The organism is Streptomyces sp. NPDC104831 (genome assembly GCF_055583025.1).
Window position 1 is genome coordinate 22,739 of the sequence record NZ_JBVJOT010000058.1, and the last position, 24,605, is coordinate 47,343.

Consider the following 24,605-nt stretch of genomic DNA (forward strand, 5'->3'; position numbering starts at 1 on the left):
GCGGGGGAAGAGCGTGGGAGGAGCGGCCCGGCGCGCGGACCGGCCCGCCGGCGCCGGGGGCGCCGGTGGGCCGGACCGCGTCCGCCGGACTCAGGTCAGCGACTTCTGCGACGGCACCACGACGCCGTAGAGGTCCTGGACCGTGGCGAGCGCGGACTCGTGGAGCTGCCGCGCGGGAATGCCGTTCGGGTTGCCCTTCAGCGGCAGCGGCCGGGTGGCCGAGGCGTCGGCGACCACGGTCGGCTGGTAGCCGTTGAGGAAGGCGCCCTGCGTGGTGAACAGGACACACATGTTGGTCATGAACCCGGCGACGATCACCTTCTTCTTGCCGGTCTTCTCGACCTTCTCGGCGAGATCGGTCTTGTGGAAGCCGTTGGGGACGCTCTTCACGACGACCGGCTCGCCCTTGGCGGGCTTGAGCGCCGGGATGATCTGACCGGCCTTCGACTTCAGGTCGTAACCCTTGTCCACGATGTGGATGACCGGGGTGCCCGCCTCGCGGGCCCGCTTCAGCAGGGCCTGCGCGTTGTTCACCGCGGGCTGCCACCCGTCGAGTTCCATCACACCCTCGGTGTAGGTGTTCTGGTAGTCGACGAGGATGAGCGCCGCGTCGGACAGCGTGGCCGGGGTCTCGTCGAAGCCGTTGAGCTGCCGCAGCGTCTTCGTGTCCTCGGCGACGTTCGTCCGGGCGGCGGACGCCGGTGCCGACGGCTTGTCCTTGGCGGTGGCGGCCTCGGAATCCCCGCCGCAGGCGGTGACGGTGGCGGCGAGCAGGGCGGCGGCGCCGAGCGCGACGACGATACGCGAAGACTTCATCAGCCGAGGTCCTCCTGGGTCTCCACGACGACCCCGTACAGGTCGGCGATGGTGGCGAGGGCGCTGAGGTGCACCTGGCGGGCGTCGATCTCCGCGCCCGCGACCGGCAGCGCACGGGTGGCGGTGGCGTCGGCCACGACCGTGGGCCGGTTGCCGCGCAGGAAGGCACCCTGAGCGGTGAAGGCCACGCACATGTGGGTCATGAACCCGGCGATCACGAGGTCGCTCTTGCCGGCCTCGTCGACGAGGTCACCCAGGTTCGTGCCGTGGAAGGCGTTGGGGGCCTGCTTGACGACCACGGCCTCGCCGTCGGCCGGCGCGACGCTCGGGTGGATCTGGCCGATCTCGGCACGGATGTCGTACGGCGTGCCCTCACCGCCGTCGTTGACGACGTGGATGACCTTGGCGCCCTCGCGGCGGGCGCGCTCCAGCAAGCGGGCGGCGGCGTCGAGGGCGGGCTGCCAGCCGTCCAGCTCCATGACGCCGGTCGTGTAGGTGTTCTGATAGTCGATCAGAACCACGGTTGAGTCGGCGAGCTTCGCCGGCGTCTCGTCGAAGCCGTTGAGCTGACGCAGCGTCGTTCTGGGCATGGAGTACCACCTGAGGAAAGGGAGTTGAGAAAGCAGTGCATTCGGTGCGTTGACCTGCACCTAAGACGCTACGGCCCGCCCCACGCGTCGGCAATGTCGTCTAGCATGCAGAAACCGACATCACCGTCGCCGGCCAGGGGGAGGCTCGTGCACACCGTGGAACGACTCATCGTCATCGTCCTTTTCGAAGGCGTCGACCTGCTCGACGTCACCGGACCCCCGGAGGTGTTCTCCCTCGCCCGGCGCGAGACGGAGGAGGCGGCGGGCTATCACGTGGTCCTCGCCGCCGAGACCATGGCCCCCACCGTCACCGCCGCCGGCGTCCGTGTCCTGCCCGACATCACCTTCGACGAGCTGACCACCCGGAGCATCGACACGCTCGTGGTGCCGGGCGCGGTCGAGGTCGACGGCCAGCGCCGGGTGCACGCGCTCGTCGACCCGGCCGTGGTGGAACGCGTCCGACAGCTCGCCCCCCGGACCCGGAGGGTCACCTCGGTGTGCGTCGGGGCGCACATCCTCGCCGCCTCCGGACTGCTCGACGGCAAACGCGCCACCACCCACTGGTCGACCGCCCAGCAACTGGCCGCCGACCATCCCGCGATCGAGGTCGACTCCGATCCGATCTTCATCCGCGAGGGCAACGTGTGGACCGGCGCCGGCATCAGCGCCTGCCTGGACCTGTCGCTCGCGCTCATCGCCGACGACCTCGGCGAAGCCGTCGCGCTGCGCGTCGCCCGGCAGCTCGTGATGTACCTGAAGCGGCCGAGCGGACAGAGCCAGTTCAGCGTGCCGCTGGAACAGGTCGCCGCGACCCGGCGCATCGAGGAACTCCGCCACCACATCCTGCGCCACATCGCCGAACCGCTCACCGTCGCGCACCTCGCCGAACACGCCCACGTCAGCGACCGGCAGCTCACCCGGATCTTCAAGAACGAGCTGGGCACGACCCCGCACGCCTACATCGAATCCGTCCGCGTCGAACGGGCCCGCCACGAGCTGGAGACCACCGACGCGACCCTCGAACGCATCGCGACCGGCTGCGGGTTCGGCACCGTCGACACCCTGGTCAGGGCGTTCCGCCGCCGGATCGACACGACCCCCACCGAGTACCGGCGCCGCTTCAGGACCAGCGCCGGCTGAGCACCGCGCACCCGGGGCAAAGGCGGCCCGGCGGCGGGGATCACTCGTCGGCGAGCGTCAGGTTCGGGACCCGCCAGGCCGCGATCAGGAAGGCGACCAGGGACACCGCCGCACCGGTGAGGAAGACGAGCCGCATCGAGGCGACGTACCCCTCCAGGAACGGCAGCGCCGCACTCCGGTCGAGCGCCCGCAGGAACGCCGAGTCCTCCAGGTCGACACCGCCGCCCGGGCGCAGGACGCCCGTGAGGGCGTGGGCGTTGTCCGGCTCGGCCAGCAGCCGGCGGTAGGCCGGGTCGTCGCGGGCCTCGGCCAGCCGCCCGGCTATGCGCCCGCCCGCCGTGGAGAACAGAACGGACAGGAAGGCGGCCGTGCCCACCGTGCCGCCGTTGGAGCGGAAGAAGTTGACCGAGGCCGTCGCCGCGCCCATGTCCGCACGGGGCACCTCGGACTGCGCGAGCGTGGTGAGCGTCTGCATCGACGCGCCGAGCCCCGCGCCCATCAGCGCCATGCCGAGGGCCGCCTGCCACAGCGGGCTGTCCACGCGCAGGGTCGCGAAGACGAGCATCGCGGCGGTGAACGAGCCGATACCGGCGACGAGATGCACCTTGAAGCGGCCGGTGCGCGCGATCAGCCGGCCCACCAGCAGCGTCACCGCGAGGTTCGCGGCGACCGTGGGCAGGGTGGCGAGCCCCGCCGCCATCGGGCTCATGCCGCGGACGATCTGGAGGTAGAGCGGCAGGGTCGTCATCGCACCGAACATGCCGATGCCGACGACGAAGTGCAGCCCGACCCCCAGCCGGAAGGCACGGATGCCGAACAGCCGCAGCGGCAGCAGCGCCGCCGCGCCCGTCCGGCGTTCCACCAGCACGAACACGAGGAGTCCCAGCGCGCCCACGGCGTACGTCAGCAGCGCCGGCGGCGAACCCCACCCCCAGGTGCGGCCCTGCTCGGCGACGGTCAGCAGCGGCACGATCCCGACGGCCAGGGCGAGCGCTCCGGGGTAGTCGAGCCGGTGCCGCACCCGCTGGTGCGGGAACCGCAGGACGCGGACGATCGCCACGGCCGCCACGGCGGCGAGCGGCACGTTGAGCAGGAAGATCCAGCGCCAGCCGGCGATGCCCAGCAGCACCTCCCGGTCCGCGAGGGCCCCGCCCGCCAGCGGGCCGACGATGCTGGCGCCGCCGAACACGGCCATGAAGTAGCCCTGGTAGCGACCCCGTTCACGCGGGGTGGTGATGTCGGCGACGATCGTCATCGCCAACGACATCAGCCCGCCGCCGCCGAGCCCCTGCACGGCCCGGAACACTGCCAGTTCGTAGATCGACGTGGCACCCGCGCACAACAGCGAGCCGGCCGTGAACAGACCGATCGCGGCGAGGTACACGGGCCGCCGGCCGTGGATGTCGGAGAGCTTGCCGTACAGCGGGGTCGCGATGGTGGCGGTGATGAGGTACGCGGTGGTCGCCCACGCCTGGGCCGTCAGCCCGTGCAGGTCGTCGGCGATGGTGCGCAGCGCGGAGGCGACCACCGTCTGGTCCAGCGCCCCCAGGAACATGCCCACCACCAGTCCGGACATGACCGTGGTGATCTGCCGGTGGCCGAGCCGCACGGGCGCGTCCCCGGCGGCGTCCTGCTGTCGGGTTTCGGAGGAGCTCACATGCCGTCCTGGTGAGTAGGGGCCGGGGAGGATGCCGGGGCCGCGCCGTGCCGCGGGCACGGCCCCTGTGTGCCGGGACGGGGAGCTACCCGGCGATGCCCTCCAGGTCGGCGACCGCCTGCCCGATGTCCGGCAGCGTCAGCATCGCCAGCTGCGCGGACCGGGCCCGGGCCCGGGGCGCGGGGTCGGCGAGCAGCGTGCGGCACAGGTCGGCGATGCCGTGCGCGTCACGGTCGGCGAGGTGACCGCCGAGGCCCAGCTCGGTCACGCGCCGCGCGTTGGTGTACTGGTCACCGAAGTGCGGCAGCACCGCCAGCGGTGTGCCGGTGCGCAGGGCCTCGCGGACGCTGTTGAAGCCGCCGTGGGTGACGAACAGGTCCACCGACTCCAGCAGCAGCGGCTGCGGCACCCGCTCGGTGACGTGGACGTGCCCGGGCAGCCCCGCGGTGTCCACCGGGACCCCGGACGTCGACACGATCACCGTGCAGTCCTCCAGCTCGGCCGCCGCCCCCAGGATCTCCGTCAGGCTCTCGGCGGGCTCCGGCATCCTCACCGGCAACTGCGGTGCCCCGCCCGCCTTCTGCTCGCGCAGCACCGGCAGGGCGGTGCCGATCGCCGCGTACACCAGGGGCCGGTCCGTGGGCAGGTCGGCGATCCACCCGGGCAGCACCCCGTACCGCTCGACGTCCACCGTCTGCCGGTACGACAACGCGGGCGGCAGGTGCAGGGAGAAGGAGAAGGCGGGCGGTACGTAGTCGACGCGGCCGTGCGGTACGACGGACAGCGGGTCGTCGTGCTCGGGCAGCCCCAGCTCCCGGCGCCGTTCGTTGAGCCGGGGCAGCACCTCGGCGGGCTCCAGGATGTTGGAGAACCCGGAGGGTGTCGGCAGTTGCGGCACCCCCAGGGTCTCGGCGGTGAGCACCGCGCCCATGTCCATGCCGTCCCGCAGGATCAGATCGGGGCGGAAGTCGAGGGCGAGGGGCCGCAGGATGTCCAGGTGGGTCTTGACGCCGGGTCCGGCCAGGGCCCGCATCAGCAGCCGGGACAGCACCGGCGAGGACAGGGACAGCTCACCGCCGCCGCCGTCCTGGAGTTCACCGAGGTCCGGGCCGAGCATGCCGACCGGGTCGAACGCCGGTAACACGGCCCGCACTTCCACGTCGTCGTCGCGGAAGACGGGGGCGAGGTCCTCGGTGGTGACGACCAGCACCTGGTGCCCCGCCTCGGCGAGGGCGCGCAGCAGGGGCAACTGGGCACGCCCGTGCGAGGGACTGCCGAGCGTGGTGCAGAGAACGCGCATGGGGGGGTGGGCCTTTCTCTCGTGGACTTGCGGTGGTGACGTGCGAAACGACGGCCTGCGCGAACCCGGCCGCGGGGGCGGAGGGACGGGTACGGCCCGGTCGTGCGAGGGGAGGGGGCGGGAGGGGCCCGGCCGCACGGGCGGAGCGGCAGGCACGGACCGGTCACAGGCCTGATGGGCACGGACGGGTGCGGCCCGCCCCGCGCCCGGGGTGCGCGGCGGGCGGTGGAGGACGACGGCGTGCGCGGGACAGCGGACACACCGGCAGTGCGTGGCGTCAGGCGCCCGCGGCCCGGATGCCGGTCACCCGGTCCGGCCTCACGCCACCCGCGCCGGGGCGCCCGCGCGTCCGATGCCCTGCCAGCTCAGCCCGGCCCGGGCGAGCCGGTCCGGGTCCAGCAGATTGCGGAAGTCGTGGACCTCGTGGCCGTCCATGCGCGCGGCGATCGCCGCCCAGTCCAGGTCGCGCAGCTGCGGCCACTCGGTGAGGACGACACAGGCCGCGGCCCCCTCCGCCGCCCGCACCGGATCGTCGGCGAGTTCGGCCAGGTCGCTCAGATCGGGCTGCTCGTCGCACAACGCCGGGTCATAGGCGGTGAGTTCGGCGCCCCGCTCGCGCAGCAGGCGGGCGACGGCGAGCGCGGGCGAGTCGCGCAGGTCGGAGGTGCCGGCCTTGAACGTCAGGCCGTACAGGGCGAGCCGTACCCCGTGCAGCGAGCCGTCCGGGCCCCGCCCGCACGCGGCGGCGACCCGCTCCACCAGCCGGCGCTGATGGATGACGTTGGTGTCGATCGTGGCGCGCAGCAACGGGAAGTCGACCCCGGCCTGTTCGCACAGGGTGAGCAGGGCGTGGGTGTCCTTGGGCAGGCAGGAACCGCCCCAGCCGGGCCCGGGCAGCAGGAAGGAGGAGCCGATGCGCGGGTCCCGCCCGATGCCCTCGGTGACATCACCGATGTCGGCGCCGAACCGCTCGCACACGGTGGCCAGGTTGTTGGCGAAGGACAGCTTCATCGCGAGGAAGAAGTTCGCCGCGTACTTGGTGAGTTCCGCGCTCGCCGGGTCGGTGAGCACCAGCGGCGCGTCCAGCGCGGCGTACAGGCCGGCGACCCGCCGGGCGGCGTCCCGTTCGGCGGCGCCGATCACGATCCGGTCCGGGTGCAGGAAGTCGTGGACGGCACGGCCCTCGCGCAGGAACTCGGGGTTGCTCACGACGGCCACGTCGGGCCGGCCGAGCAGGGCGGCGACGCGCTCGCTCGTCCCGACCGGCACCGTCGACTTGTTGACGACGACGCAGCCGGAGGGCAGTGCGTCGCGTATCTGCTCCGCGACGGCCTCCACGGCGGCGAGGTCGGCCGCACCGCCCGCGCCCATGGGGGTGGGCAGGCACAGGAAGACCACCTCGGCGTCGGCGACGGCCGCCGCGGTGTCGCCGGTGAACTCCAGCCGGCCCGCCTCCAGGGCGTCCCGGACGGTCTCGGGCAGGCCGGGTTCCAGGATGTCCACCCGGGCCTCGCGCAGCCGCTCCACCTTGCGGGGGTCGGCGTCCGCGCACACCACCGCATGGCCGAGGGAGGCGAGGCAGGCACCCGTGGTCAGTCCTACGTAGCCGGTTCCGACCACGGCGACGCGTTGAGCAGACACAGAAGATCACCATTTCCGGTCGAGGGGGCCCGCGTCGCGGCGTCCGGGGCACGCGGGGGACGCGTGCCGCCGTGCCGCGCGGGCGACCTGGAACGGGCCGACTCCGTCGTACGGCCCTGGGACAGTGCGCAGTGAAGTCATCCATCGTTGACCCGTTCAGGTATGGCACGCGACGCGAACAGAAGTCAACGATTGATGACAACGATCGGTGACTTTGAGCCAGCCGCCCCAGGCTGGAACATGGGCGGTTGGCGGGCGGACCGCCGGCGATGGAGGTTTGTGACGTGACGGGAGTACACAACGGCGAGGCGTCGAAGGCGGTGGCCGACCGGCCCGCCCGCAGGCGCTCGGCCTCGGCCACGCGTACGGCGCTCAGGAGCGCCGCGGCCTTCCGGTTCGGCAAGTACGGATACGAGGGCACCAGCGTGCGCGACATCGCGGGCGACGTGGGGGTGGACGCGGCGCTCGTCTACCGTTACTTCGGCTCGAAGGAAGCGCTGTTCAACGACGTGACAGGCGCCGGCAAGATCTTCGAGCCGCTGCTCCAGGAGCCGGTGGAGGCGATACCCGACTGGTTCTGCGCGCTGCTTCTGGGGGCGCCGAAGGACGGGGACTTCCCCCACCCGGTGCTCTCGGTGCTGCGGTCCTCCGGCAGGGACGCGGCCTTCGCGCAACTGCGGGCCGATTTCACCGACGTGTTCTCCACGCGCCTGGCCGCCCGCCTCGGCGGGCCCGACGCCGACCTGAGGGCGGAACTCCTGGCGGCGTGGGTGCTCGGCACCAGCCTCGTGCTCACGGAGATCCGGCCCCCCGCCCTGCAGTCGGCGCCGGACGCCAAGCTGGAGCGGTATCTCCGGGCGGTCATCGAGACTCTTCTCGGCCCGGCGGCGCAGCATGACGGGGGCGCGGCGGAGGCCGTGGAGGTGGAGTGCGTCGTGGACGGCCACGGCGTGACCGGGTGCGGCGAGGGCAGATGAACGGGACGGACGCCGTCCCGGCCTGACACGGGAGTTCCTCTCGCGGCGTCGTCCGCCCGAGCTGTCACGGGCCGGGGCGGCGCGCGGGTCTTCGTCCGGGACCGCGCCGCCCACCGGGCCGGTGCCGCCCCGGGAGGCGGAGAGGCCGGGCCCCGGGCTTGCGGCGGCGTAGCGCGAGGCGTATCCGCTGTCCGGGCACCGGCGGACCCGCACCGGCGACCCCGATGTACCGCTCGGTCCGCCTCAGTCGTACGTCGGCGGCCCACCGCGCCGGACGGCCTGGCCGGAGCCTCCCTCCGTCTGCGGCGTGGGCCGGAAGGGCGGAGCCGTTCGCGTGCGGCAGCCGGGCAGGACGATCGCGTCCAGGGCGCGTTCCAGCCCGTCCAGGGCCTCGGACCGCATGTCGTGCCTGCGAGGCGCACTTCGGCGGTGAGCCGGGAGCGCCGTCATCGCACCGACCGTCCCGGCGTGGCCCCGGTACCGGGTCTTCGGCGCCTCGGGGTCCTCCTGGGCGCGGCGTCGGCCGGCGGAGAGCCGGCCGGGGCCCCCTGAGCGGTGCGGCCCCCTCGGTTCCGGCCGGCGCCGTGTTCTGGGCGGAAGAGTGCGGTCGGCCGTGTGCGTGGGCGGCGCCCGGGCGGCCGGGGACCGGTTTCGGCGGGTCGGAGCCGGCTCAGCGCCCGTCCTCGCCCAGCACGGCGGCGAGGAGCCCCGGAAAGCGGGCGTCGAGATCGGTGCGGCGCAGTGTCATCAGGCGGGCCTTTCCCGCCCGGCGGGTCTCGGTGATCCCGGCTTCGCGCAGGATCCGCCAGTGGTTGGACAGCGTCGACCGGGGCACGTCCATGCCGTCCGGACTGCACGCGCTCTCGCCGTCCTCGGCCATCCGGCGGACCAGTGCCAGCCGCACCGGATCGCCCAGGGCATGGAGTACGGCGGCCAAGTCGCCGTCTTCGTCGTGGTGTTGCCGCACCGGCCCTCCGTCGTGTCCGCTCCCTCGAACCCGTAGTATGCCGATCACTTCCACGTTTCGGGAAAGTCGAAATGACCTAGGGGATGACCGTGTCCGTGCTTGCCACCCTCGCCCGCGTCTACGTCGACGACCTGGACGCGGCCCTGCCCACCTTCGTCGAACTGACCGGGGAGCAGCCGGGACTCCGGTTCGCCTACCGCGACCTGGAACTCGCGAGTGTGGGCGGCTATCTGCTCCTGGCGGGCACGGAGGAGGCCCTCGCCCCTTACCGCGGCACCCACGCCACCACGATCGTCGAGTCCATCGACGAGGTCCTGCGCCTCGCCGAGCGGCACGGCGGCGAGATCCTCGACGGCCCCAACGAGGTCCCGACCGGCCGCAACCTCACCGTCCGGCACCCCGGAGGGGCGACCATCGAGTACGTCCAGTTCCACGCGGCGGCGCGGTCGGCGTTCGCCTGAGCCGGCCGGTGACCGACCGGGCGGCGCGGTGGCTGGGCCGCCGCGGGCGGTGCCGGTGCGTCCGGGGTCAGCCGTCGGCGCGGGTGCCGCGGGTGGCGCCCGCCGACGCCGCCACCACGCACAGGACGGCGATCCACTGCGTCCAGTGCAGCGATTCCCGGAGGACGACCAGGCCGATGAGTGCCGCCATCGCCGGTTCGAGGCTCATCAGGATGCCGAACACGTGCGGGGGGACCTTGCGGAGCGCTTCCAGGTCGAGCGAGTAGGGGATCACCGACGACAGCAGCGCCACGCCGAGCCCCGCGAGCAGGACCCACGGCTGGAGCAGCGCCGTCCCGCTGTCGGCCACGCCGAACGGCACGGCGATCAATGCCGCGACGGCCATCCCGAGGGCCAGACCGCCGCCCTCCGAGGTGTGGCGGCCCAGCGCGGCACCGACCAGGATGTACAGGCCCCAGCACGTGCCGGCGGCGAGGGCGAACAGCAGGCCGACCGGATCGAGGGCGCCGCCTCCCTCCATCAGCAGGACCACGCCGCCGGCCGCGAGCACCGCCCACAGGGCGTCCGGCCAGCGCCTCGACCCGGCCAGCGCCACCGCCAGCGGCCCGAGGAACTCGGTGGTCACCGCGATCCCCAGCGGGATCCGGGACAGCGCCAGGTAGAAGCACAGGTTCATCAAGCCGAGCGTCACGCCGTAGCCGAGGACCACCGCCCAGGTGCGGCGGGGCATGCGCGGCGAGGGCCGCCACAGCAGTACGAGCACCGCCGCCGCGAAGAACAGGCGCAGCGCGACGGTCCCGAAGCTGCCCACCGCGTCGAACAGGTGCTTGGCCAGCGCCGAGCCCACCTGAACGCTGACGATGCCGAGCAGGACCAGTGCCGTCGGCGGGATCGCGTCGAAGCCGCGCCGGGCCGACGCGGTCAGCGAGGACGGGAGGGTCGGGCCGTGTTCCGCCCCGTCGACGTTCATGGTGGCCACGCGAGGATTATCAACTACCGTTCGCGCGGAGGCACATGATTTTTCAGGCGGCAGCCTGCCGGGCCGCTCGGGGAGGAGGGCGCCGCGGCCGTCGGCAGCCTTCCCGCGAACCGGGGACTCAGGGAAGGAACTTCGCGGACTTCTCGGAGAGTACGGCGGCGAAGAACGCGGGAGCCTCCTCGCCGAGCATCCGGTACAGCGCCACCAGGCTGGTGATCGCGGTGTCGGCGACCTCCTCCTGCACGTTCCGCCAGGTATGGCTCCGGCCCTTCCTGGGGTTGGTGCCCCAGGCGCCGATCACGGCCTGCGCGGTCTCGCCCGCCTCCTCGGAGATCTTGAGCGCTTGCAGCGTCCACTGCTGCTCCGGGGTCATCCCGCGCGCGGTGTCCAGCGTGGTGAACAGTGCGGCGAGACGGCCGATGTCGGCCCACTGGTGTGCGTGCAAGGGGGTGTCCGCGGAGCCGGCCTGGCCGGGGATGCTCATCGGGGTCGCTCTCCTTCGCGTTCCGCCGGCCGCGAGTCCGCCACGGGTTCCCCCGCCTCGGGGGCCGGTCCGTCCGCGTTCATCATCGCGGGCGACGCCACGCCGGGTGCTCGTATCGCCTGAACCGTCCCTCGTACGGGCGCCCGTGCCCGCCGGATCAGCTTCCGGCCGCGACGGGCGCCGTCTTCTTCCGGGCGCGGTAGGCCGCCGCCTTGATCTTGTTGCCGCAGGACTCCATGCCGCACCACTGGCGGCGCATGCCCCGGGAGCGGTCGATGTAGATGCGCGTGCACTCGGGGTTGCCGCACTCCTTGAGCAGCGGCACGTCCGGGCCGCTGAGCAGTTCCACGGCCTGCCGGGCGACGGTGGCCAGGGCCTGGCCGGGCGTCGCCTCGGTGTGCCGGCCCGCCGGGGTGAGCTGCGGTGTCGCCGGGGTCTGGCGCGCGGCGGCGTTCAGCACCGCGAGCGCCTGCCGGTCGAAGTCCTCGCCGAGGCGGCGGTCGGTGACCAGCAGGTAGACGGCCTCGCGCACCGCGACCGCCTCGCGGACGTCGTCCTCCTCGCAGGGCGTGAGCGCGTCCACGAGCCCGGACTCCAGGTACCAGGCGGTGAGCCGGTCCGGTGTCACGAACATCTCGAAGCGGGCCGAGCGCCGGGCGCGCAGCGTGGCCGCGAAGTCGAGTGCCGGGTGCCCGCACACGAAGACATGATCAAGATTCACATCACCATCTTGACAGGTGACTGCGACGGGGTGCAAGGCATGCCACCGCTCCGGCCGGTGCCACCGTCGTCCGCCCCGGCCACCCCGGCGCCGTGCCCCGTCCCCGGCTCCTGCCGCAAGCGGCGGCCGTCGGCACCGCCGCTCGGCCGGCCACCCGGCCGGGCACCGCCCCCGCCCGACGCCGGGGGAGTGCCGTCGCCTGCCGGCTCCACCGACGGCGCACGGCGGCCCGCGCGCCGGCCGCGCGGCTGGGTCCGGGTGCGTCCGCCGACCGACAGCGCACGGCCGGCGCCGCCGGTCAGCGGACGCGGCGCAGGGCCTCGGGGGTGAGGTCGGCGAGGGCGGGGTAGCCGTCGACGGCCATGAGCAGGTCGGCTTCGGCGAGCAGGGCGCGCAGGACGTGCGTGATGCCGTCGGTGCCGGCGAGAGCCGCGCCGTAGGCGTAGGGGCGGCCGATGCCGACGGCCGTGGCGCCCAGGGCGACGGCCTTGACGACGTCGGCCCCGGTGCGTACGCCGGAGTCGAACAGGACGGGCAGGCCGTCTGCGGCCTCGACCACGCCGGGCAGGGCGTCGAGCGCGGGAAGACCGCCGTTGGCCTGCCGGCCGCCGTGGTTGGAGCAGTAGACGCCGTCCACGCCGCCGTCCTTGGCGCGGCGGACGTCGTCGGGATGGCAGATGCCCTTGAGGATCAGCGGCAGATCGGTCATCGACCGCAGCCAGGGCAGATCGTTCCAGGTGAGAGGGTTGCCGAAGATCTGCGCCCAGTGCAGTACGGCGGCCGCCGGGTCCTCCTCCGGGGACTTGGCGAGCCGGGAGCGGAAGACCGGGTCGGAGAAGTAGTTGGCCAGGCAGTGGCCGCGCAGCTGGGGGAAGTTGCTGTCCCTGAGATCCCGCGGCCGCCAGCCGGGGATCCAGGTGTCGAGGGTGACCACGATGCCCCGGAACCCGGCGCCCTCCGCCCGGCGCACCAGGCTCTCCGCCACCTCCCGGTCGGCGGGGGTGTAGAGCTGGAAGAAGCCGGGTGTGTCGCCGAACTCGGGGACCACGTCCTCCATCGGGTCGACCGTGAGGGTGGAGGCGACCATGGGCACGCCGGTGCGGGCGGCGGCCCGCGCGGCGGCCAGGTCGCCGTGGCCGTCCTGGGTGCACAGCCCGATCACCCCGACCGGTGCCAGGAACAGCGGCGTGGGCAGGCGCAGGCCGAACAGGTCCACGGACAGGTCGCGCCGGGCCGGGCTGACCATCATGCGCGGGACCAGACCCCATCCCTCGAACGCGGTGACGTTCGCCCGCTGGGTGCGTTCGTCGCCGGCGCCCCCGGCCACGTACGAGCGGACCGACGGCGGCATCGCCGCCTGGGCCGGCGGTTCGAGGTCCGCGTAGGTCATCGGCAGGCCGGGCAGCACTCCGCGCAGCCCGTCGAGGTAGATCTCGTACTGGTAGTCGGCATAGGTCATCGATCCGGCTCCCCGGTGCTTCGCTGTCTGCGGTACGGCCCGTCGGGGCGGGCCTTGGGCCCTACAGTGGGAGCGGCAGCCCCACACACCCACGAAACGCAGGATTCTCGCCACACAGATGCCCCGGACGCAGGAATCGGCGAAGCCGCTCAGCGAGGACGACCTGGCGCTGATCCACGCCCTGCAACTTCGGCCCAGGGCGTCGTGGACCGAACTCGGCCGGGTCCTCGGCGTGGACCCGGTCACCGTCGCCCGTCGCTTCCGGCGCCTCGCCGGGCCCGGCACGGTCTGGGTGGGGCTCTCGCCCGGACCGCGGCTGCTGGACCAACTGTGCCTCGCCTTCGTCCGGATCGACTGCGCCCCGGGAGCCACCGCCCGGACGGTCGAGGCGCTCGGCAGGCACCCGCACATGCTGACCATCGAACGCGCCGCCGCGGACCACGACATCCTCGCGACCGTCGCCACCGCCGGCCTGCCCGCGCTGTCGCGCTACGTCCTCGACCTGCTCCCGGAGGTCCCTGGCGTCACCGCGGTGCGCGCCAGGATCGTCACCCACATGTTCACCGAGGGCGGCCGCTGGCGCATCGCCGCCCTCGACGCCGCCCAGCGCACCCGGCTGACCGCACCGCCCGCCGTCCGGGCGCCCCGCCAAGGACACCGCGAGATCACCCCGTTCGACCGGGCCGTGCTCGGCCGGCTGGTGCTCGACGGCCGTGCCTCCTACCAGAGCCTCGCCGCCCACCTGGGGGTCAGCCTGTCCACCGTCAAACGCCGGGTGGAGCAGCTCGTCCGCCTCGACGTCCTGCGCTTCCGCTGCGACTTCGCCCGCCCCCTCGGCGGCTGGCCGGTCGCCGTCACCTTCTGGGCCAAGGTCCCGCCGTCCGACCTCCCCGAGGTCGGCCACGCGCTCGTCCGCCGGCCCGAGACCCGCAACTGCGCCGCGGTCAGCGGCCCGCACAACCTCGTCCTCCAGGCCGGACTGCACCGCGTGGACGACGTCCTGCGCCTGGAGACCCGGCTGGCCGACGCCCACCCGGGCCTGGACATCGTCGACCGCGTCATCACCCTGCGCCACGACAAGCTCCTCGGCCACCTCCTCGACCCGCACGGCCGCTCCACCGGGATCGTCCCGCCCGACGTCTGGGCCGAGCCGCGCCTGTGAACGCCCTTGTCGCCGGGGGGATTCGGGGGGAGGCGCGCGGTTCGGCGTCCCGGGGCCGCAACCGCCCGGCTGTTCACGGTGTGCGGCACGGCAGGTCCGTGCCGCGTCAGCGCTCTCGGGCTACGGCTCGCAGGACTCCTCCAGATACGTGCGTGTCACCGTCGCCGCGCGGGTGAACCAGTCGGTGACGATCGAGATCTCGGCCGGGGTGTACTGCGCGCACAGTTCGGTGAGCCGTGCGTAGTAGGGGCCGTAGGCGGTGCGGACCCGGTCCGCGGCGGCCGGGACTGCGGCGACGAGGACGCGGCGGCGGTCGGCGGGATCGGGCTCGCGGGTGACGAAACCGCCGCGCTCCAGGCGGTTGAGGATGCCGGTCACCGCGCCCGTGGTCACGTGGGCGCGGGCGGCCAGGTCGCCGGCGGTGACGGGACAGTCCCCGGCCGCGAGGACGTGGGCGAGGCAGATCAGGTCCATCATGCTCAGCCCCAGGCTCCGGGCGAACTCCTGCTGCCCGACGACGCTGGCCGCGACGAGGTCGCCGAGTGCGCGGATCGTCTCTGAGGGAACGTCAGATCTCCGCTGCGGGGCCTCCATTGCGACTCCCTTGGCCCCTGGGATAGATTCCTTACTCGCTAAGTTATTTTAGGTCGAGTGCCGCAGTCCGGCCATGACGCGAACAGGCCGATTCCGGCGGCGCGAGGAGGGGGCACGTGAGCGCACACGACGAAGGCCACACGGTGGCAGGATGGACCGGTTGCACCGTGGCGACCATAGGCACCGCGGTGATCGGTGTCGGCGTCTGCGGCTGGCGCCCGGGGATCTGGCTGGGCCTGGCCCTCACGGTGGCGGCAGTGGTCGTCACATGGGTCCTCCACCTCGCCGGCTGGGGCAAGCCGCCGGGGGTACGGCCCGCCGAGCAGCACCCCCTGGGCGTGCGCGACCAGTCCGCGCGGCAGGGTCACCCCGGCTGTGTCGCCTGCCGGCTGGCCGGGCGGCGCGCGGCCTGGGCCCGCGAGGCCACGGCGACCGTGCCCGCCCGCGAGACGGCGGGCGCCGGGGCGGACGCGTCGTCCTGAGCGCCTGGTGAGCACCCGCGCCAGGCCCGGTCCGGGCGCCGGACGAGGCGGCCGGCCGGGACCTGGCGTCTCAGGCGTGTCCGTCGCCTGAGCGCGCGCGGCACCCGCGCCCGCAAGCCGTTCGGCACCCGTGCCCGCAAGCCGTGCGACGTCCGCGCCCGTACGTACGCCGTTCGGCGCGCGGGCCGTCCGGTCCTGACGCCCCCGACGGCCTACTCGCCCGGCACCGCGTCCAGCGCCGGCGCGATGACCGCGAAACACCGGTCGGTCAGTGCGGCGGGATCCTCCGTGCCGTCGCTCTCGCTCCACCGTTGCAGCACCGTGTGGAAGGCGGTCAGCGCCATCCCCGCGGCCAGCCGCGGGTACAGCTCCGTCACCGGGTCGAGGCCGAGGCGTCCGGCCACCTCCGCCGCCAGCTCCTCGCGCCACTGGGCCTGCCGCTCCAGGAAACGGGCGAGCAGGGCCGGGGTCCCGAGGATCAACTGCACCACGCTCAGGGTCCGTTCGGTCTCGCCCGCGCAGGCGTCGATGGAACGCCACACCGTGTGCCGCAGGGCCGTGGACGGCGGCTCCGGCGCCGGACGGCCCGCCAGCTCCTCCCGCATGGCCGCGCCCAGCCCGGTCAGGAACTGCACGACCACGTCCTCCTTGGACGCGAAGTACCGGAAGAACGTCCGCTTCGACACCCCCGCGGCGGCGGCGATCTCGTCCACCGTGACCGCGTCGAATCCGCCGCGCGCCAGCAGACCCAGCGCCGCCTGGGTCAACTCGTCCGCGACGAGCTGCCGCTTGCGCTGGGCCAGGGTTCCTACAGGGCGGGAAGTCATCCACCCATCGTATCCGCCGTGCCGCTGCTGGCCCAGAGTGTCACACTTGACACTTGGTGACAGGTAAGGCACGGTGAGCCGTATGACGAGTCAGAAGCGCTGGACCGCCGATCAGATCCCGGACCAGAAGGGACGGGTGTTCGTCGTCACCGGAGCGAACAGCGGCCTCGGTCTGGCGACCACCCGGGCGCTCGTGCGCAAGGGCGGCCATGTGATCCTCGCCGTGCGGGACGAGGCCAAGGGGCGGCGGGCGGTCGCGGAGGTGACGGCCGGCGTGTCCGGGGCCCGGGCGGAGGTGCGGCGGCTGGACCTGTCCGACCCGGACTCGGTCCGCGCGTTCGCCGACCGGCTGCGTGCCGACGGTGTGCGCCCCGACGTGCTCGTCAACAACGCCGGCGTGATGGCGCCGCCCAGGACGCTCACCGCGCAGGGCCAGGAAGTGCAGTTCGCCGCCAACCACCTCGGTCACTTCGCCCTCACCGGGCTGCTGCTCGACCGGCTGGCGCAGGGCGAGGACCCCCGCGTGGTCACGGTGACCTCCACCAACCACCGCCAGGCCAAGCTGTTCTTCGACGATCCGACCGGTGAGCGCTCGTACTCGCCCATGGGCTACTACAACCAGTCCAAGCTGGCCAACGCCGTCTTCGGCTGGGAGCTGCACCGGCGGCTGAGCGCGGCCGGCAGCCCGGTCCGCAGCGTGCTGGCCCACCCCGGGTACACGGCCACCAACCTGCAGACGGCCGCCCCCGTCGGCATGGTGAAATTCCTCTTCGGCCGCCTGCTGCTGCCGCTCGCCCAGGCCCCGGACCAGGGCGCCCTGCCGCAGCTGTACGCGGCCACCGCCGACGGTGTGCGCGGCGGCGAGCTGTTCGGGCCGGACGGCGTGGCCGAACTGCGGGGCGCGCCCAAGCAGGTGCAGCTGGCCCCCCGCGCGACCGACCCGGCGACCGGCAACCGGCTGTGGGAGCTGTCGGAGGGGCTGACCGGCGTGCGCTTCGCCCTTCCGGCCGCCGCCTGACCGGATCCGGAGGCCGGTGACCACACCTTCGCCACCGGCCTCCGGATCCCGCGCTCGCCTACGGCCCCCGCGCCCCGGGGAGACGGCGTCCGCTCGCGGCGGGACCGGTCGGGACGGCTTTGAGCTGCGCATTTTTTCCGGCGGGCCATTTTTATCCCACGCACCGGATGCACCAAGCCCCCGCCGAAGTTTTCCGGATGTTGACGCCCGTTTTACCGAAAGGGGACGCATCCCCCGGATGGCGCCTACACCGGAGCGTACTCAACGGTCTGTGACCCAGGTCACAGCCAATATTTGGCCGGTTTCTTGCTAGGGTTAATCCGTCATTTCAACGCAGTTCTACGGGGGTCGAATTGACGGAATTGTCGAGCGTTGATGTCACAGAGCTACCAGCTTTCCCCTTCATCGGTCCGGACAGCAATCCCTTCATTCCCGTCATGCCGGACGACGAGGCCCGGCTGGGCGGACCGACGGGCAGGGTCAGGCTTCCGTTCGGGGGCTGGGCGTGGCTGGTCACCCGGCACGAGGACGTCCGCCAGCTGCTGCGCCATCCGGGCTTCAGCTCGGACCAGTACCGTCCCGGCTTTCCGGTACTGAACCCGATCCCGCCGAAGCAGGAGGACGCCTCCGGCCTGTTCATCTTCATGGACGGCGAGGCGCACAGCCGCTTCCGGCGCATGCTCACCGCCGAGTTCATGATCAAGAACATCCGGCGGATCGAGCCGCTGATCGAGGAGACGGTGGTCGAGGCGCTGGAGCGCATGCGGGCCGCAGGTCCGCCCGCGGACCTGATGAACGACTTCGCGTTGCCGGTGCCGTCCATGACGATCTGCCACCTGCTCGGGGTCCCCTACTCCGACCACGACTTCTTCCAGCTCCACAGCCGCGCGATCATGGACCGCAACTCCGGTCCCGAGGAGGTCGAGGCCGCCCTCGGCGCGCTCAGCGGCTTCCTCGGCGAACTGATCAAGTTCAAGCGGACGACACCCGGCGACGACCTGCTCAGCAGGCTGGTGGCCGAGCGCGTGGTCCCCGGCGAACTGCGCGAGGACGAGCTGCTCAGCATGGCGATGCTGCTGCTCGTCGCCGGCCACGAGACCACCGCGAACATGATCGGGCTGTCCGCCCTCGCCCTCCTGGAGCATCCCGAGAGCCTCCAGGCCGTGCGCGACGACCCCGCCGTGGCCCCGGGCATGGTCGAGGAACTGCTGCGCTACATCACCGTCGTCCGCACCGGCCTGCCCCGGCTGGCCCTGGAGGACGCCGAGATAGGCGGCCGGACCATCCGGGCCGGCGAGGGGGTCGTCGCCATGCTTTCCATGGCCAACCGCGACCCCTCCGTCTTCCACGACCCCGGCCTGTTCGACCCGGCACGGCCCGAGGCCCACCGCCACATGGCGTTCGGTTTCGGCCTGCACCAGTGCATCGGCCAGCCGCTGGCCCGCGCCGAACTGCGCATCGCCCTGGTCGAACTGGCCCGGCGGTTCCCCACGCTGCGCTCCGAGACCACCCTCGCGGACGTGCCCAAGCGACCCATGGCCGTCACCTTCGGTGTGGCCGAGCTGCCGGTGACCTGGTGAGGGCCATGCGGATCACAGTCGACAGGGAGCTGTGCTGCGGCTCCGGCAACTGCGTGGTGACCGCGCCCGACGTCTTCGACCAGGACGACGCGGACGGACTGGTGACGCTGCGCGACGCACAGCCGCCGGAGCACCTGCGCGCGTCGGTGGAGACGGCCGCCCAGCTGTGTCCGGTCGGCGCGATCGGCGTCACGGACCAGGTCGCCTCGCACTGACGAGGCCGTAGACGGGGGTCGAGTACGCCGTGCACCGCGGGCCGTGCCTCCCGCCGGCCCGACGCATTCCCGTCGGCCGCCGGTGCGAAGCGGCGGCCGACGGCCCGGACACGGTATTCACCGCACACACGGAACGGACCACCGCGCCTTTCCGCGGGAGCATTCCGGCATTTCCTTTCCCATGCCGCCGTCCGGAAAAGCCGTGCCCAAAAACTCCCGGAACCGGTATTCCGGGACGCGTTCTCACCCCTGCGTGAATTCCACTTCAAGCAGGAAAGCGGAAAAACTTGGAAAGTCGACCCCAGACACGGATCGTTGTATGTGATCGACATCCCTACGCGCGCCTGGGTATGCGTGCGGCACTGGAGCAGGACCCGGGACTGATCGTGGTCGGCGAGGCAGGAGACCTCGGCGAACTCGTCTCGGTCGCCGCACGGTGCGCACCCGACGTCGTCGTCCTCGTCGACAGCCCGGCGCGGTCGCACGAAGACACCCACGACCTGGTCCGCCTCCACGCCGGCGTGGTGGTCGTCGTGGCCGACGCGGACACCGCCGCGGACTGGATCCGCAGCGCCCACGCCGACGTGACCGCACTCGTCCACTCCGACGACCCGGAGGAGGAACTCGTCACGGCGGTCCGCCGAACCCAGGACGGCAGCGGCTACGTCTCACCCGGCCTCAGCGGCTCACTGCTGCGCTGCGTCCGCGCCACCCCGCCCCGCCGTCTGTCCCTCGTGCCCACCCACACGCCCCTGACCTCACGCGAGTCCGAGGTGCTCGCCCTCGTACGGCGCGGCCTGGCCAACAAGGAGATCGCCCGCCAGCTCGGGCTCAGCGAGAAGACCATCAAGTTCCACGTGTCCAACGTGCTCGCCAAGGCACACATGGCGTCCCGGGCGCAGCTCATCGCGTCCGCCGCCGGCTGAGGCACGCCCCAGCGCCGGCACCGGGGGGCCTGTCCGCGGACAGGCCCCCCCTCGGCGTGCCCGCATACCAACGGGCGCGCCCGGCACGGTGGTTGGCCGAAAGCCGACCTGACCGAAAGTCCTGGACCGGCCGCCGCGACCTGTACCGAAGCCCTGGCGCCGGGCCCGTTCCTCTGGCAGAAGCCGCGCCCCGGCCGCACACGGATACTTCCGCCATGAAGCCATCCATGTCTGGTGACCAGGTGATCGACGGCTCCCGTGACACGGCCATCGCGGTGATCGGCATCTCCTGCCGCGTCCCCGCGGCAGCGGACCCGGCCGCGTTCTGGCGCCTGCTCACCGAGGGAACCGACGCCGTCACCTCCTGGCCGGCGGACCGGGGCCCGGGTCGCGCGTCCTGGCGGGGTGGCTTCCTCGACGACGTCGGCTCCTTCGACGCCGCCTTCTTCGGCGTACACCCCGACGAGGCCGCCGCCATGGACCCGCAGCAGCGGCTCGCCCTCGAACTCGTCTGGGAGGCGATGGAGGACGCCGGCCTGCGCGACGACCGCCTCCAAGGCTCCCGCACCGGTGTGTTCGTCGGCGTCTCCTCCGACGACTACGCCACCCTCGCCTCCCGGGAGCGGACCGGCCGCGGCGAAGCGCACGACTTCACCGGCCGGCACCGCGCCATCATCGCCAACCGCGTCTCCTGGACCCTCGGCCTGCGAGGCCCCAGCCTCGCCGTCGACGCGGCACAGGCCTCCTCGCTCGTCGCCGTCCACCTGGCCTGCGAGAGCATCCGCCGCGGCGAGTCCGACCTGGCCTTCGCCGGTGGCGTCAACCTGATCCTCGCACCGGACGGCATGGTCGCCACCGCCGGACTGGGCGCCCTGTCCGTGCGGGGCAGGTGCGCACTGTTCGACGCGAGCGCCGACGGGTTCGTACGCGGCGAGGGCGGAGGCGTCGTCCTGCTCAAGCCGCTGGAGCGCGCGATCGCGGACGGCGACCCCGTCCACTGCGTCATCCAGGGCAGCGCCGTCAACAACGACGGCGGCGGCGACCGGCTCACCGACCCCGACGTCCGGGGCCAGCAGGACGTCCTGCGCCGCGCCTACGCGAACGCGGGGATCAGCCCGGAGGCGGTGCAGTACGTCGAACTGCACGGCACCGGCACCCCCGTCGGCGACCCCGTCGAGGCCGCCGCCGTCTCCGCCGTCCTCGGCCGCGGCACGGACCGCCGTCCGCTGCGCGTCGGCTCGGTCAAGACCAACATCGGCCACCTGGAAGCCGCCGCCGGCATCGTGGGCCTGCTCAAGGCCGCCCTCGCCGTACGCCACCGGCAGCTTCCGCCCACCCTCCACTTCCACACCCCCCACCCGGCGATCCCGCTGGACGAACTCAACCTGAGGGTGCAGACCGAACTCGGCGCCTGGCCCGACTCCGACGCCCCCCTCGTCGCGGGCGTCAGCTCCTTCGGCGTCGGCGGCACCAACTGCCACGTCGTCCTCACCGAGGGCCCCTACACCGGCCGGCCCCACACCCCCACGGCACCCCCCAGCACCACCGGCCGCCCCGTGCCCTGGGTCCTGTCCGCCCGCACCGGCCGCGCCCTGGACGCCCAGGCCGCACGACTCCTCGGCCACCTCCAGGACGACCACGAAGCCGAAGCCGCCGACATCGCCCTGTCGCTCGCCGTCACCCGCTCCGCCCTCGAACACCGCGCCGTCGTCGTCGGCACCGACCGGACCGACCTCACCACGCGCCTCACCCGGCTCCACGACGAGGCCGTCACCGGCGTGGCCGCGACCCCGGGCAAGACCGCCTTCCTCTTCGCCGGCGGCGGCGCTCACCACATCGGCATGGGGCGCGAACTGTACGACGCCCACCCCGTCTTCGCCCGCGCCCTTGACGAGGTGCTCGACCACTTCGACCCCGCGCTCGGACTGCGCGAGGTCCTCTTCGGCGAACGCGAGGACGCCGCGACGGCCCTCGACGGCATGCGGTACATGCAGCCCGCCCTCTTCGCCTTCCAGGTCGCCCTGTACCGCCTGGTCACCTCCTGGGGCGTCCGACCGGACCTCCTCGTCGGCCACTCCTTCGGCGAGATCGTCGCCGCGCACGTCTCCGGCTCCCTCTCCCTGGCCGACGCCGCCGCCCTCGCCGCCGCCCGCGGCGCCCTGATGGAGGACCTGCCGCCCGGCGGCGCGATGATCGCCGTGGAGGCCACCGAGGACGAGGCCACCGCCGCCCTCCAGGGCATCGACGACGTCTCCATCGGCGTCATCAACGGCCCCCGGGCCGTCGTCCTGTCCGGCGCCGAGGACACCGTCACCCGGATCGCCGACCGGTTCCGGGCCGACGGCCGGCGCACCACCCGGCTCCGGGTGCGCAACGCTGCCCACTCACCGCTCACCGCACCCATGCTGGACGAGTTCGCCCGCCGCATCCACGGCCTGACCGTCGCCGAACCGGACGTCCCGATCGTCTCCACCGTCACCGGCCGCACCGGCACCGCCATGACCGAGGAGTACTGGCTCGGACACGTCGGCGCCACCGTCCGCTTCCACGACGCGATCACCGCCTGCCGGGAGCAGGGCGTGACCCGGTTCGTGGAACTCGCCCCCGACTCCGTCCTCACCCCGCTCGTCCACCCCACCGACACCGAGATCGCGGTGGCCCTCCAGCACCGCGACACCCCCGAACCGCACACCCTGCTGACCTCCCTCGCCGAGGCGTGGACCGCCGGCGTCCACGTCGACTGGGCCGAGACCATCGGCGCCGCCCGCATCGTCGGCCTGCCCACCTACGCCTTCCAGCGCGAACGCCACTGGCTCGACGAACGCCCCGCCACCACCGTCGCCGAACAGCACCTCAGCTCCGCCACGCTCGCCCTGCGCGACCGGATCCGCACCGAACCGGACGGCTTCCTCCTGCGCTGGCTCGCCGGCCACCTCACCGAAACCCTCGGCGACACCCCCGCCGACCCCGACGCCACCTTCCGCGACCTCGGCTTCGACTCCGCCCGCTCCGTGCAGCTGCGCAACCGGCTCGTCTCCGCCACCGGACTGCGCCTGCCCACCAGCGTCCTCTTCGACCACCCCACCCCCCAGGCCCTCGCCGCGCACCTGCACGAGCGGATCACCGGCGTCCTCGACACCCCGCGGCACGAGCACGACGTCCGCCCCACCACGACCACCGCCACCGACGACGACCCGATCGTCATCGTGGGCATGGCCTGCCGGCTGCCGGGTGGCATCGACTCGCCCCGGCACCTGTGGCAGGCCGTGATCGGCGAGACGGACGCCATCTCCGAGTTCCCCGCCGACCGGGGCTGGGACCTCGCCGGCCTCTACGACCCCGACCCCGACCACCCCGGCACCACCTACGCCCGCCACGGCGGATTCCTCACCGGGGCCGGTGACTTCGACGCCGAGTTCTTCGGGATCAGTCCGCGTGAGGCGGCGGCGATGGACCCGCAGCAGCGGCTGCTGCTGGAGACGTCCTGGGAGGCGCTGGAGCGGGCCGCCATCGACCCGTCCTCCCTGCGCGGCAGCCGGACCGGCGTCTTCGTCGGCGCCATGAACATGGAGTACGGCCCGCGCCTGCACGCCCCGCTCGACGGCACCGAGGGCTTCCGCCTCACCGGCAACACCACCAGCGTGGCCTCGGGCCGGATCTCGTACCTGCTGGGCCTGGAGGGTCCGGCGATGACGGTGGACACGGCGTGCTCGTCATCGCTGGTGGCACTGCACCTCGCGGTCCAGGCCCTGCGCAACGGCGAATGCTCCCTGGCCCTGGCCGGCGGCGTGACCGTCCTGTCCACGCCGGGCATGTTCGTCGAGTTCTCCCGCCAGCGCGGCCTCGCCCCCGACGGCCGCTGCAAGGCCTTCTCCGACGACGCCGACGGCACCGGCTGGGCCGAGGGAGTCGGTCTCCTCGTGGTCGAGCGCCTCTCGGACGCCGAACGCCTTGGGCACCGGGTGCTGGCGGTGGTGCGGGGTTCGGCGGTGAACCAGGACGGTGGCAGCAATGGTCTGACGGCGCCGAACGGTCCGTCCCAGCAGCGGGTTATCCGGGCGGCGTTGTCGAGTGCGCGGTTGTCGCCCGCGGACGTGGACGTGGTCGAGGCGCACGGCACGGGGACGGCCCTCGGTGATCCGATCGAGGCGCAGGCGCTGCTGGCGACCTACGGCCAGGACCGGGAGCGGCCCCTGTGGCTGGGCTCGCTGAAGTCGAACATCGGGCACACGCAGGCCGCGGCGGGCGTCGCGGGTGTGATCAAGATGGTGGAGGCGATGCGTCACGGCGTACTCCCGCGCACCCTGCACGTCGACGAGCCGTCGCACCACGTCGACTGGGAGTCCGGCGCGGTACGGCTGCTGACCGCGCCGCAGGAGTGGCCGGAACTGGACCGGCCGCGCCGCTCGGCGGTGTCCTCCTTCGGCATCAGCGGCACCAACGCGCACGTCATCCTGGAGCAGCCCCCGACGCGGACCCTTCCGGAACCGCAGGCCACACCGGGCCCCGTGCCCTGGGTGTTGTCGGCGCGTAGTGGTGGGGCGTTGGGGGAGCAGGCGGCGCGGTTGCTGGAGCGGGTGGCGGAGGGCGCGGGGCTGGACGCGCGGGA

23 protein-coding genes are annotated in these 24,605 nt (G+C 73.1%); 10 read left to right on the forward strand and 13 right to left on the reverse strand.

Features of this window, described 5'->3' with window-relative positions:
- Nucleotides 1-90: 90 nt before the first annotated feature.
- Both ACZ63H_RS31205 and ACZ63H_RS31210 read right to left on the reverse strand, forming a co-directional pair.
- A complete protein-coding gene (locus tag ACZ63H_RS31205; RefSeq protein ID WP_469870829.1) occupies nucleotides 91-816 on the reverse strand; it encodes a cysteine hydrolase family protein in 726 nt (241 codons plus the stop codon).
- Nucleotides 816-1,406, reverse strand: a complete 591-nt coding sequence (locus ACZ63H_RS31210; protein WP_469870830.1) for a cysteine hydrolase family protein — start codon at nucleotides 1,404-1,406, stop codon at nucleotides 816-818. Before ACZ63H_RS31210 ends, ACZ63H_RS31205 begins: the two co-directional genes overlap by 1 nt.
- A 147-nt stretch (nucleotides 1,407-1,553) precedes the next feature.
- Here ACZ63H_RS31210 and ACZ63H_RS31215 point away from each other — a divergent pair, with 147 nt between their 5' ends.
- A complete protein-coding gene (locus ACZ63H_RS31215; RefSeq protein WP_469870832.1) occupies nucleotides 1,554-2,546 on the forward strand; it encodes a GlxA family transcriptional regulator in 993 nt (330 codons plus the stop codon).
- A 40-nt stretch (nucleotides 2,547-2,586) separates the two neighbouring features.
- On the opposite strand, the gene ACZ63H_RS31220 is transcribed toward ACZ63H_RS31215, so the two are convergent.
- The 3 genes from ACZ63H_RS31220 to ACZ63H_RS31230 form a co-directional block, all read right to left on the reverse strand.
- Nucleotides 2,587-4,203, reverse strand: coding sequence for an MDR family MFS transporter (locus tag ACZ63H_RS31220; protein WP_469870834.1), 1,617 nt, complete (start codon nucleotides 4,201-4,203; stop codon nucleotides 2,587-2,589).
- A gap of 85 nt (nucleotides 4,204-4,288) precedes the next feature.
- The gene (locus tag ACZ63H_RS31225) at nucleotides 4,289-5,503 is read right to left on the reverse strand and encodes a glycosyltransferase (protein ID WP_469870836.1); all 1,215 of its coding nucleotides are present in this window, start codon (nucleotides 5,501-5,503) and stop codon (nucleotides 4,289-4,291) included.
- Nucleotides 5,504-5,821: 318 nt separating this feature from the next.
- Complete coding sequence (locus ACZ63H_RS31230) at nucleotides 5,822-7,144, reverse strand: UDP-glucose dehydrogenase family protein (RefSeq protein WP_469870838.1); 1,323 nt, start codon at nucleotides 7,142-7,144, stop codon at nucleotides 5,822-5,824.
- 284 nt (nucleotides 7,145-7,428) lie between these two features.
- Between ACZ63H_RS31230 and ACZ63H_RS31235 the strand changes: the two genes are divergently transcribed.
- A complete protein-coding gene (locus tag ACZ63H_RS31235; RefSeq protein ID WP_469870840.1) occupies nucleotides 7,429-8,121 on the forward strand; it encodes a TetR/AcrR family transcriptional regulator in 693 nt (230 codons plus the stop codon).
- Between the two features lie 243 nt (nucleotides 8,122-8,364).
- On the opposite strand, the gene ACZ63H_RS31240 is transcribed toward ACZ63H_RS31235, so the two are convergent.
- Both ACZ63H_RS31240 and ACZ63H_RS31245 read right to left on the reverse strand, forming a co-directional pair.
- A complete protein-coding gene (locus ACZ63H_RS31240; RefSeq protein WP_469870842.1) occupies nucleotides 8,365-8,523 on the reverse strand; it encodes a hypothetical protein in 159 nt (52 codons plus the stop codon).
- 268 nt (nucleotides 8,524-8,791) lie between these two features.
- Nucleotides 8,792-9,088 carry an ArsR/SmtB family transcription factor gene (locus tag ACZ63H_RS31245; protein WP_469870844.1) on the reverse strand — a complete coding sequence of 99 codons (297 nt, stop codon included), beginning with the start codon at nucleotides 9,086-9,088 and terminating at the stop codon, nucleotides 8,792-8,794.
- An 83-nt stretch (nucleotides 9,089-9,171) separates the two neighbouring features.
- Between ACZ63H_RS31245 and ACZ63H_RS31250 the strand changes: the two genes are divergently transcribed.
- Nucleotides 9,172-9,549, forward strand: a complete 378-nt coding sequence (locus tag ACZ63H_RS31250) for a VOC family protein (RefSeq protein ID WP_469870846.1) — start codon at nucleotides 9,172-9,174, stop codon at nucleotides 9,547-9,549.
- Nucleotides 9,550-9,616: 67 nt separating this feature from the next.
- On the opposite strand, the gene ACZ63H_RS31255 is transcribed toward ACZ63H_RS31250, so the two are convergent.
- From ACZ63H_RS31255 to ACZ63H_RS31270, 4 genes are all read right to left on the reverse strand, one after another.
- A complete protein-coding gene (locus tag ACZ63H_RS31255) occupies nucleotides 9,617-10,519 on the reverse strand; it encodes an EamA family transporter (protein ID WP_469870871.1) in 903 nt (300 codons plus the stop codon).
- Between the two features lie 127 nt (nucleotides 10,520-10,646).
- Nucleotides 10,647-11,012 carry a MazG-like family protein gene (locus ACZ63H_RS31260; RefSeq protein WP_469870848.1) on the reverse strand — a complete coding sequence of 122 codons (366 nt, stop codon included), beginning with the start codon at nucleotides 11,010-11,012 and terminating at the stop codon, nucleotides 10,647-10,649.
- Nucleotides 11,013-11,169: 157 nt separating this feature from the next.
- Nucleotides 11,170-11,733 carry a CGNR zinc finger domain-containing protein gene (locus ACZ63H_RS31265; RefSeq protein ID WP_469870850.1) on the reverse strand — a complete coding sequence of 188 codons (564 nt, stop codon included), beginning with the start codon at nucleotides 11,731-11,733 and terminating at the stop codon, nucleotides 11,170-11,172.
- 298 nt (nucleotides 11,734-12,031) lie between these two features.
- Entirely contained in the window at nucleotides 12,032-13,192 is a 1,161-nt protein-coding gene (locus tag ACZ63H_RS31270) for an alpha-hydroxy-acid oxidizing protein (RefSeq protein ID WP_469870852.1), read from the reverse strand.
- Between the two features lie 118 nt (nucleotides 13,193-13,310).
- On the opposite strand from ACZ63H_RS31270, the gene ACZ63H_RS31275 reads away from it, so the two are divergent.
- The gene (locus tag ACZ63H_RS31275; RefSeq protein ID WP_469870854.1) at nucleotides 13,311-14,354 is read left to right on the forward strand and encodes an Lrp/AsnC family transcriptional regulator; all 1,044 of its coding nucleotides are present in this window, start codon (nucleotides 13,311-13,313) and stop codon (nucleotides 14,352-14,354) included.
- A gap of 120 nt (nucleotides 14,355-14,474) precedes the next feature.
- Here the strand turns inward: ACZ63H_RS31275 and ACZ63H_RS31280 are convergent, their stop codons facing one another.
- On the reverse strand, nucleotides 14,475-14,948 hold the full coding sequence (locus ACZ63H_RS31280; protein WP_469870856.1) for a MarR family winged helix-turn-helix transcriptional regulator: 474 nt from the start codon (nucleotides 14,946-14,948) through the stop codon (nucleotides 14,475-14,477).
- 116 nt (nucleotides 14,949-15,064) lie between these two features.
- On the opposite strand from ACZ63H_RS31280, the gene ACZ63H_RS31285 reads away from it, so the two are divergent.
- Complete coding sequence (locus tag ACZ63H_RS31285; protein WP_469870857.1) at nucleotides 15,065-15,430, forward strand: HGxxPAAW family protein; 366 nt, start codon at nucleotides 15,065-15,067, stop codon at nucleotides 15,428-15,430.
- 212 nt (nucleotides 15,431-15,642) lie between these two features.
- Here ACZ63H_RS31285 and ACZ63H_RS31290 read toward each other — a convergent pair whose 3' ends face one another.
- Nucleotides 15,643-16,257 carry an acyl-CoA-like ligand-binding transcription factor gene (locus ACZ63H_RS31290; protein WP_469870859.1) on the reverse strand — a complete coding sequence of 205 codons (615 nt, stop codon included), beginning with the start codon at nucleotides 16,255-16,257 and terminating at the stop codon, nucleotides 15,643-15,645.
- An 82-nt stretch (nucleotides 16,258-16,339) separates the two neighbouring features.
- On the opposite strand from ACZ63H_RS31290, the gene ACZ63H_RS31295 reads away from it, so the two are divergent.
- The 5 genes from ACZ63H_RS31295 to ACZ63H_RS31315 form a co-directional block, all read left to right on the forward strand.
- Nucleotides 16,340-17,275 (forward strand): oxidoreductase, encoded by a 936-nt coding sequence (locus tag ACZ63H_RS31295; RefSeq protein ID WP_469870860.1) that lies wholly within the window; start codon nucleotides 16,340-16,342, stop codon nucleotides 17,273-17,275.
- Nucleotides 17,276-17,712: 437 nt separating this feature from the next.
- Nucleotides 17,713-18,855 (forward strand): cytochrome P450, encoded by a 1,143-nt coding sequence (locus ACZ63H_RS31300; protein WP_469870861.1) that lies wholly within the window; start codon nucleotides 17,713-17,715, stop codon nucleotides 18,853-18,855.
- A 5-nt stretch (nucleotides 18,856-18,860) separates the two neighbouring features.
- On the forward strand, nucleotides 18,861-19,070 hold the full coding sequence (locus tag ACZ63H_RS31305; RefSeq protein ID WP_469870863.1) for a ferredoxin: 210 nt from the start codon (nucleotides 18,861-18,863) through the stop codon (nucleotides 19,068-19,070).
- Nucleotides 19,071-19,420: 350 nt separating this feature from the next.
- Nucleotides 19,421-19,996, forward strand: a complete 576-nt coding sequence (locus tag ACZ63H_RS31310) for a response regulator transcription factor (protein ID WP_469870865.1) — start codon at nucleotides 19,421-19,423, stop codon at nucleotides 19,994-19,996.
- Between the two features lie 215 nt (nucleotides 19,997-20,211).
- The coding region (locus ACZ63H_RS31315; protein WP_469870867.1) for a beta-ketoacyl synthase N-terminal-like domain-containing protein at nucleotides 20,212-24,605 on the forward strand (4,394 nt) is incomplete at its 3' end.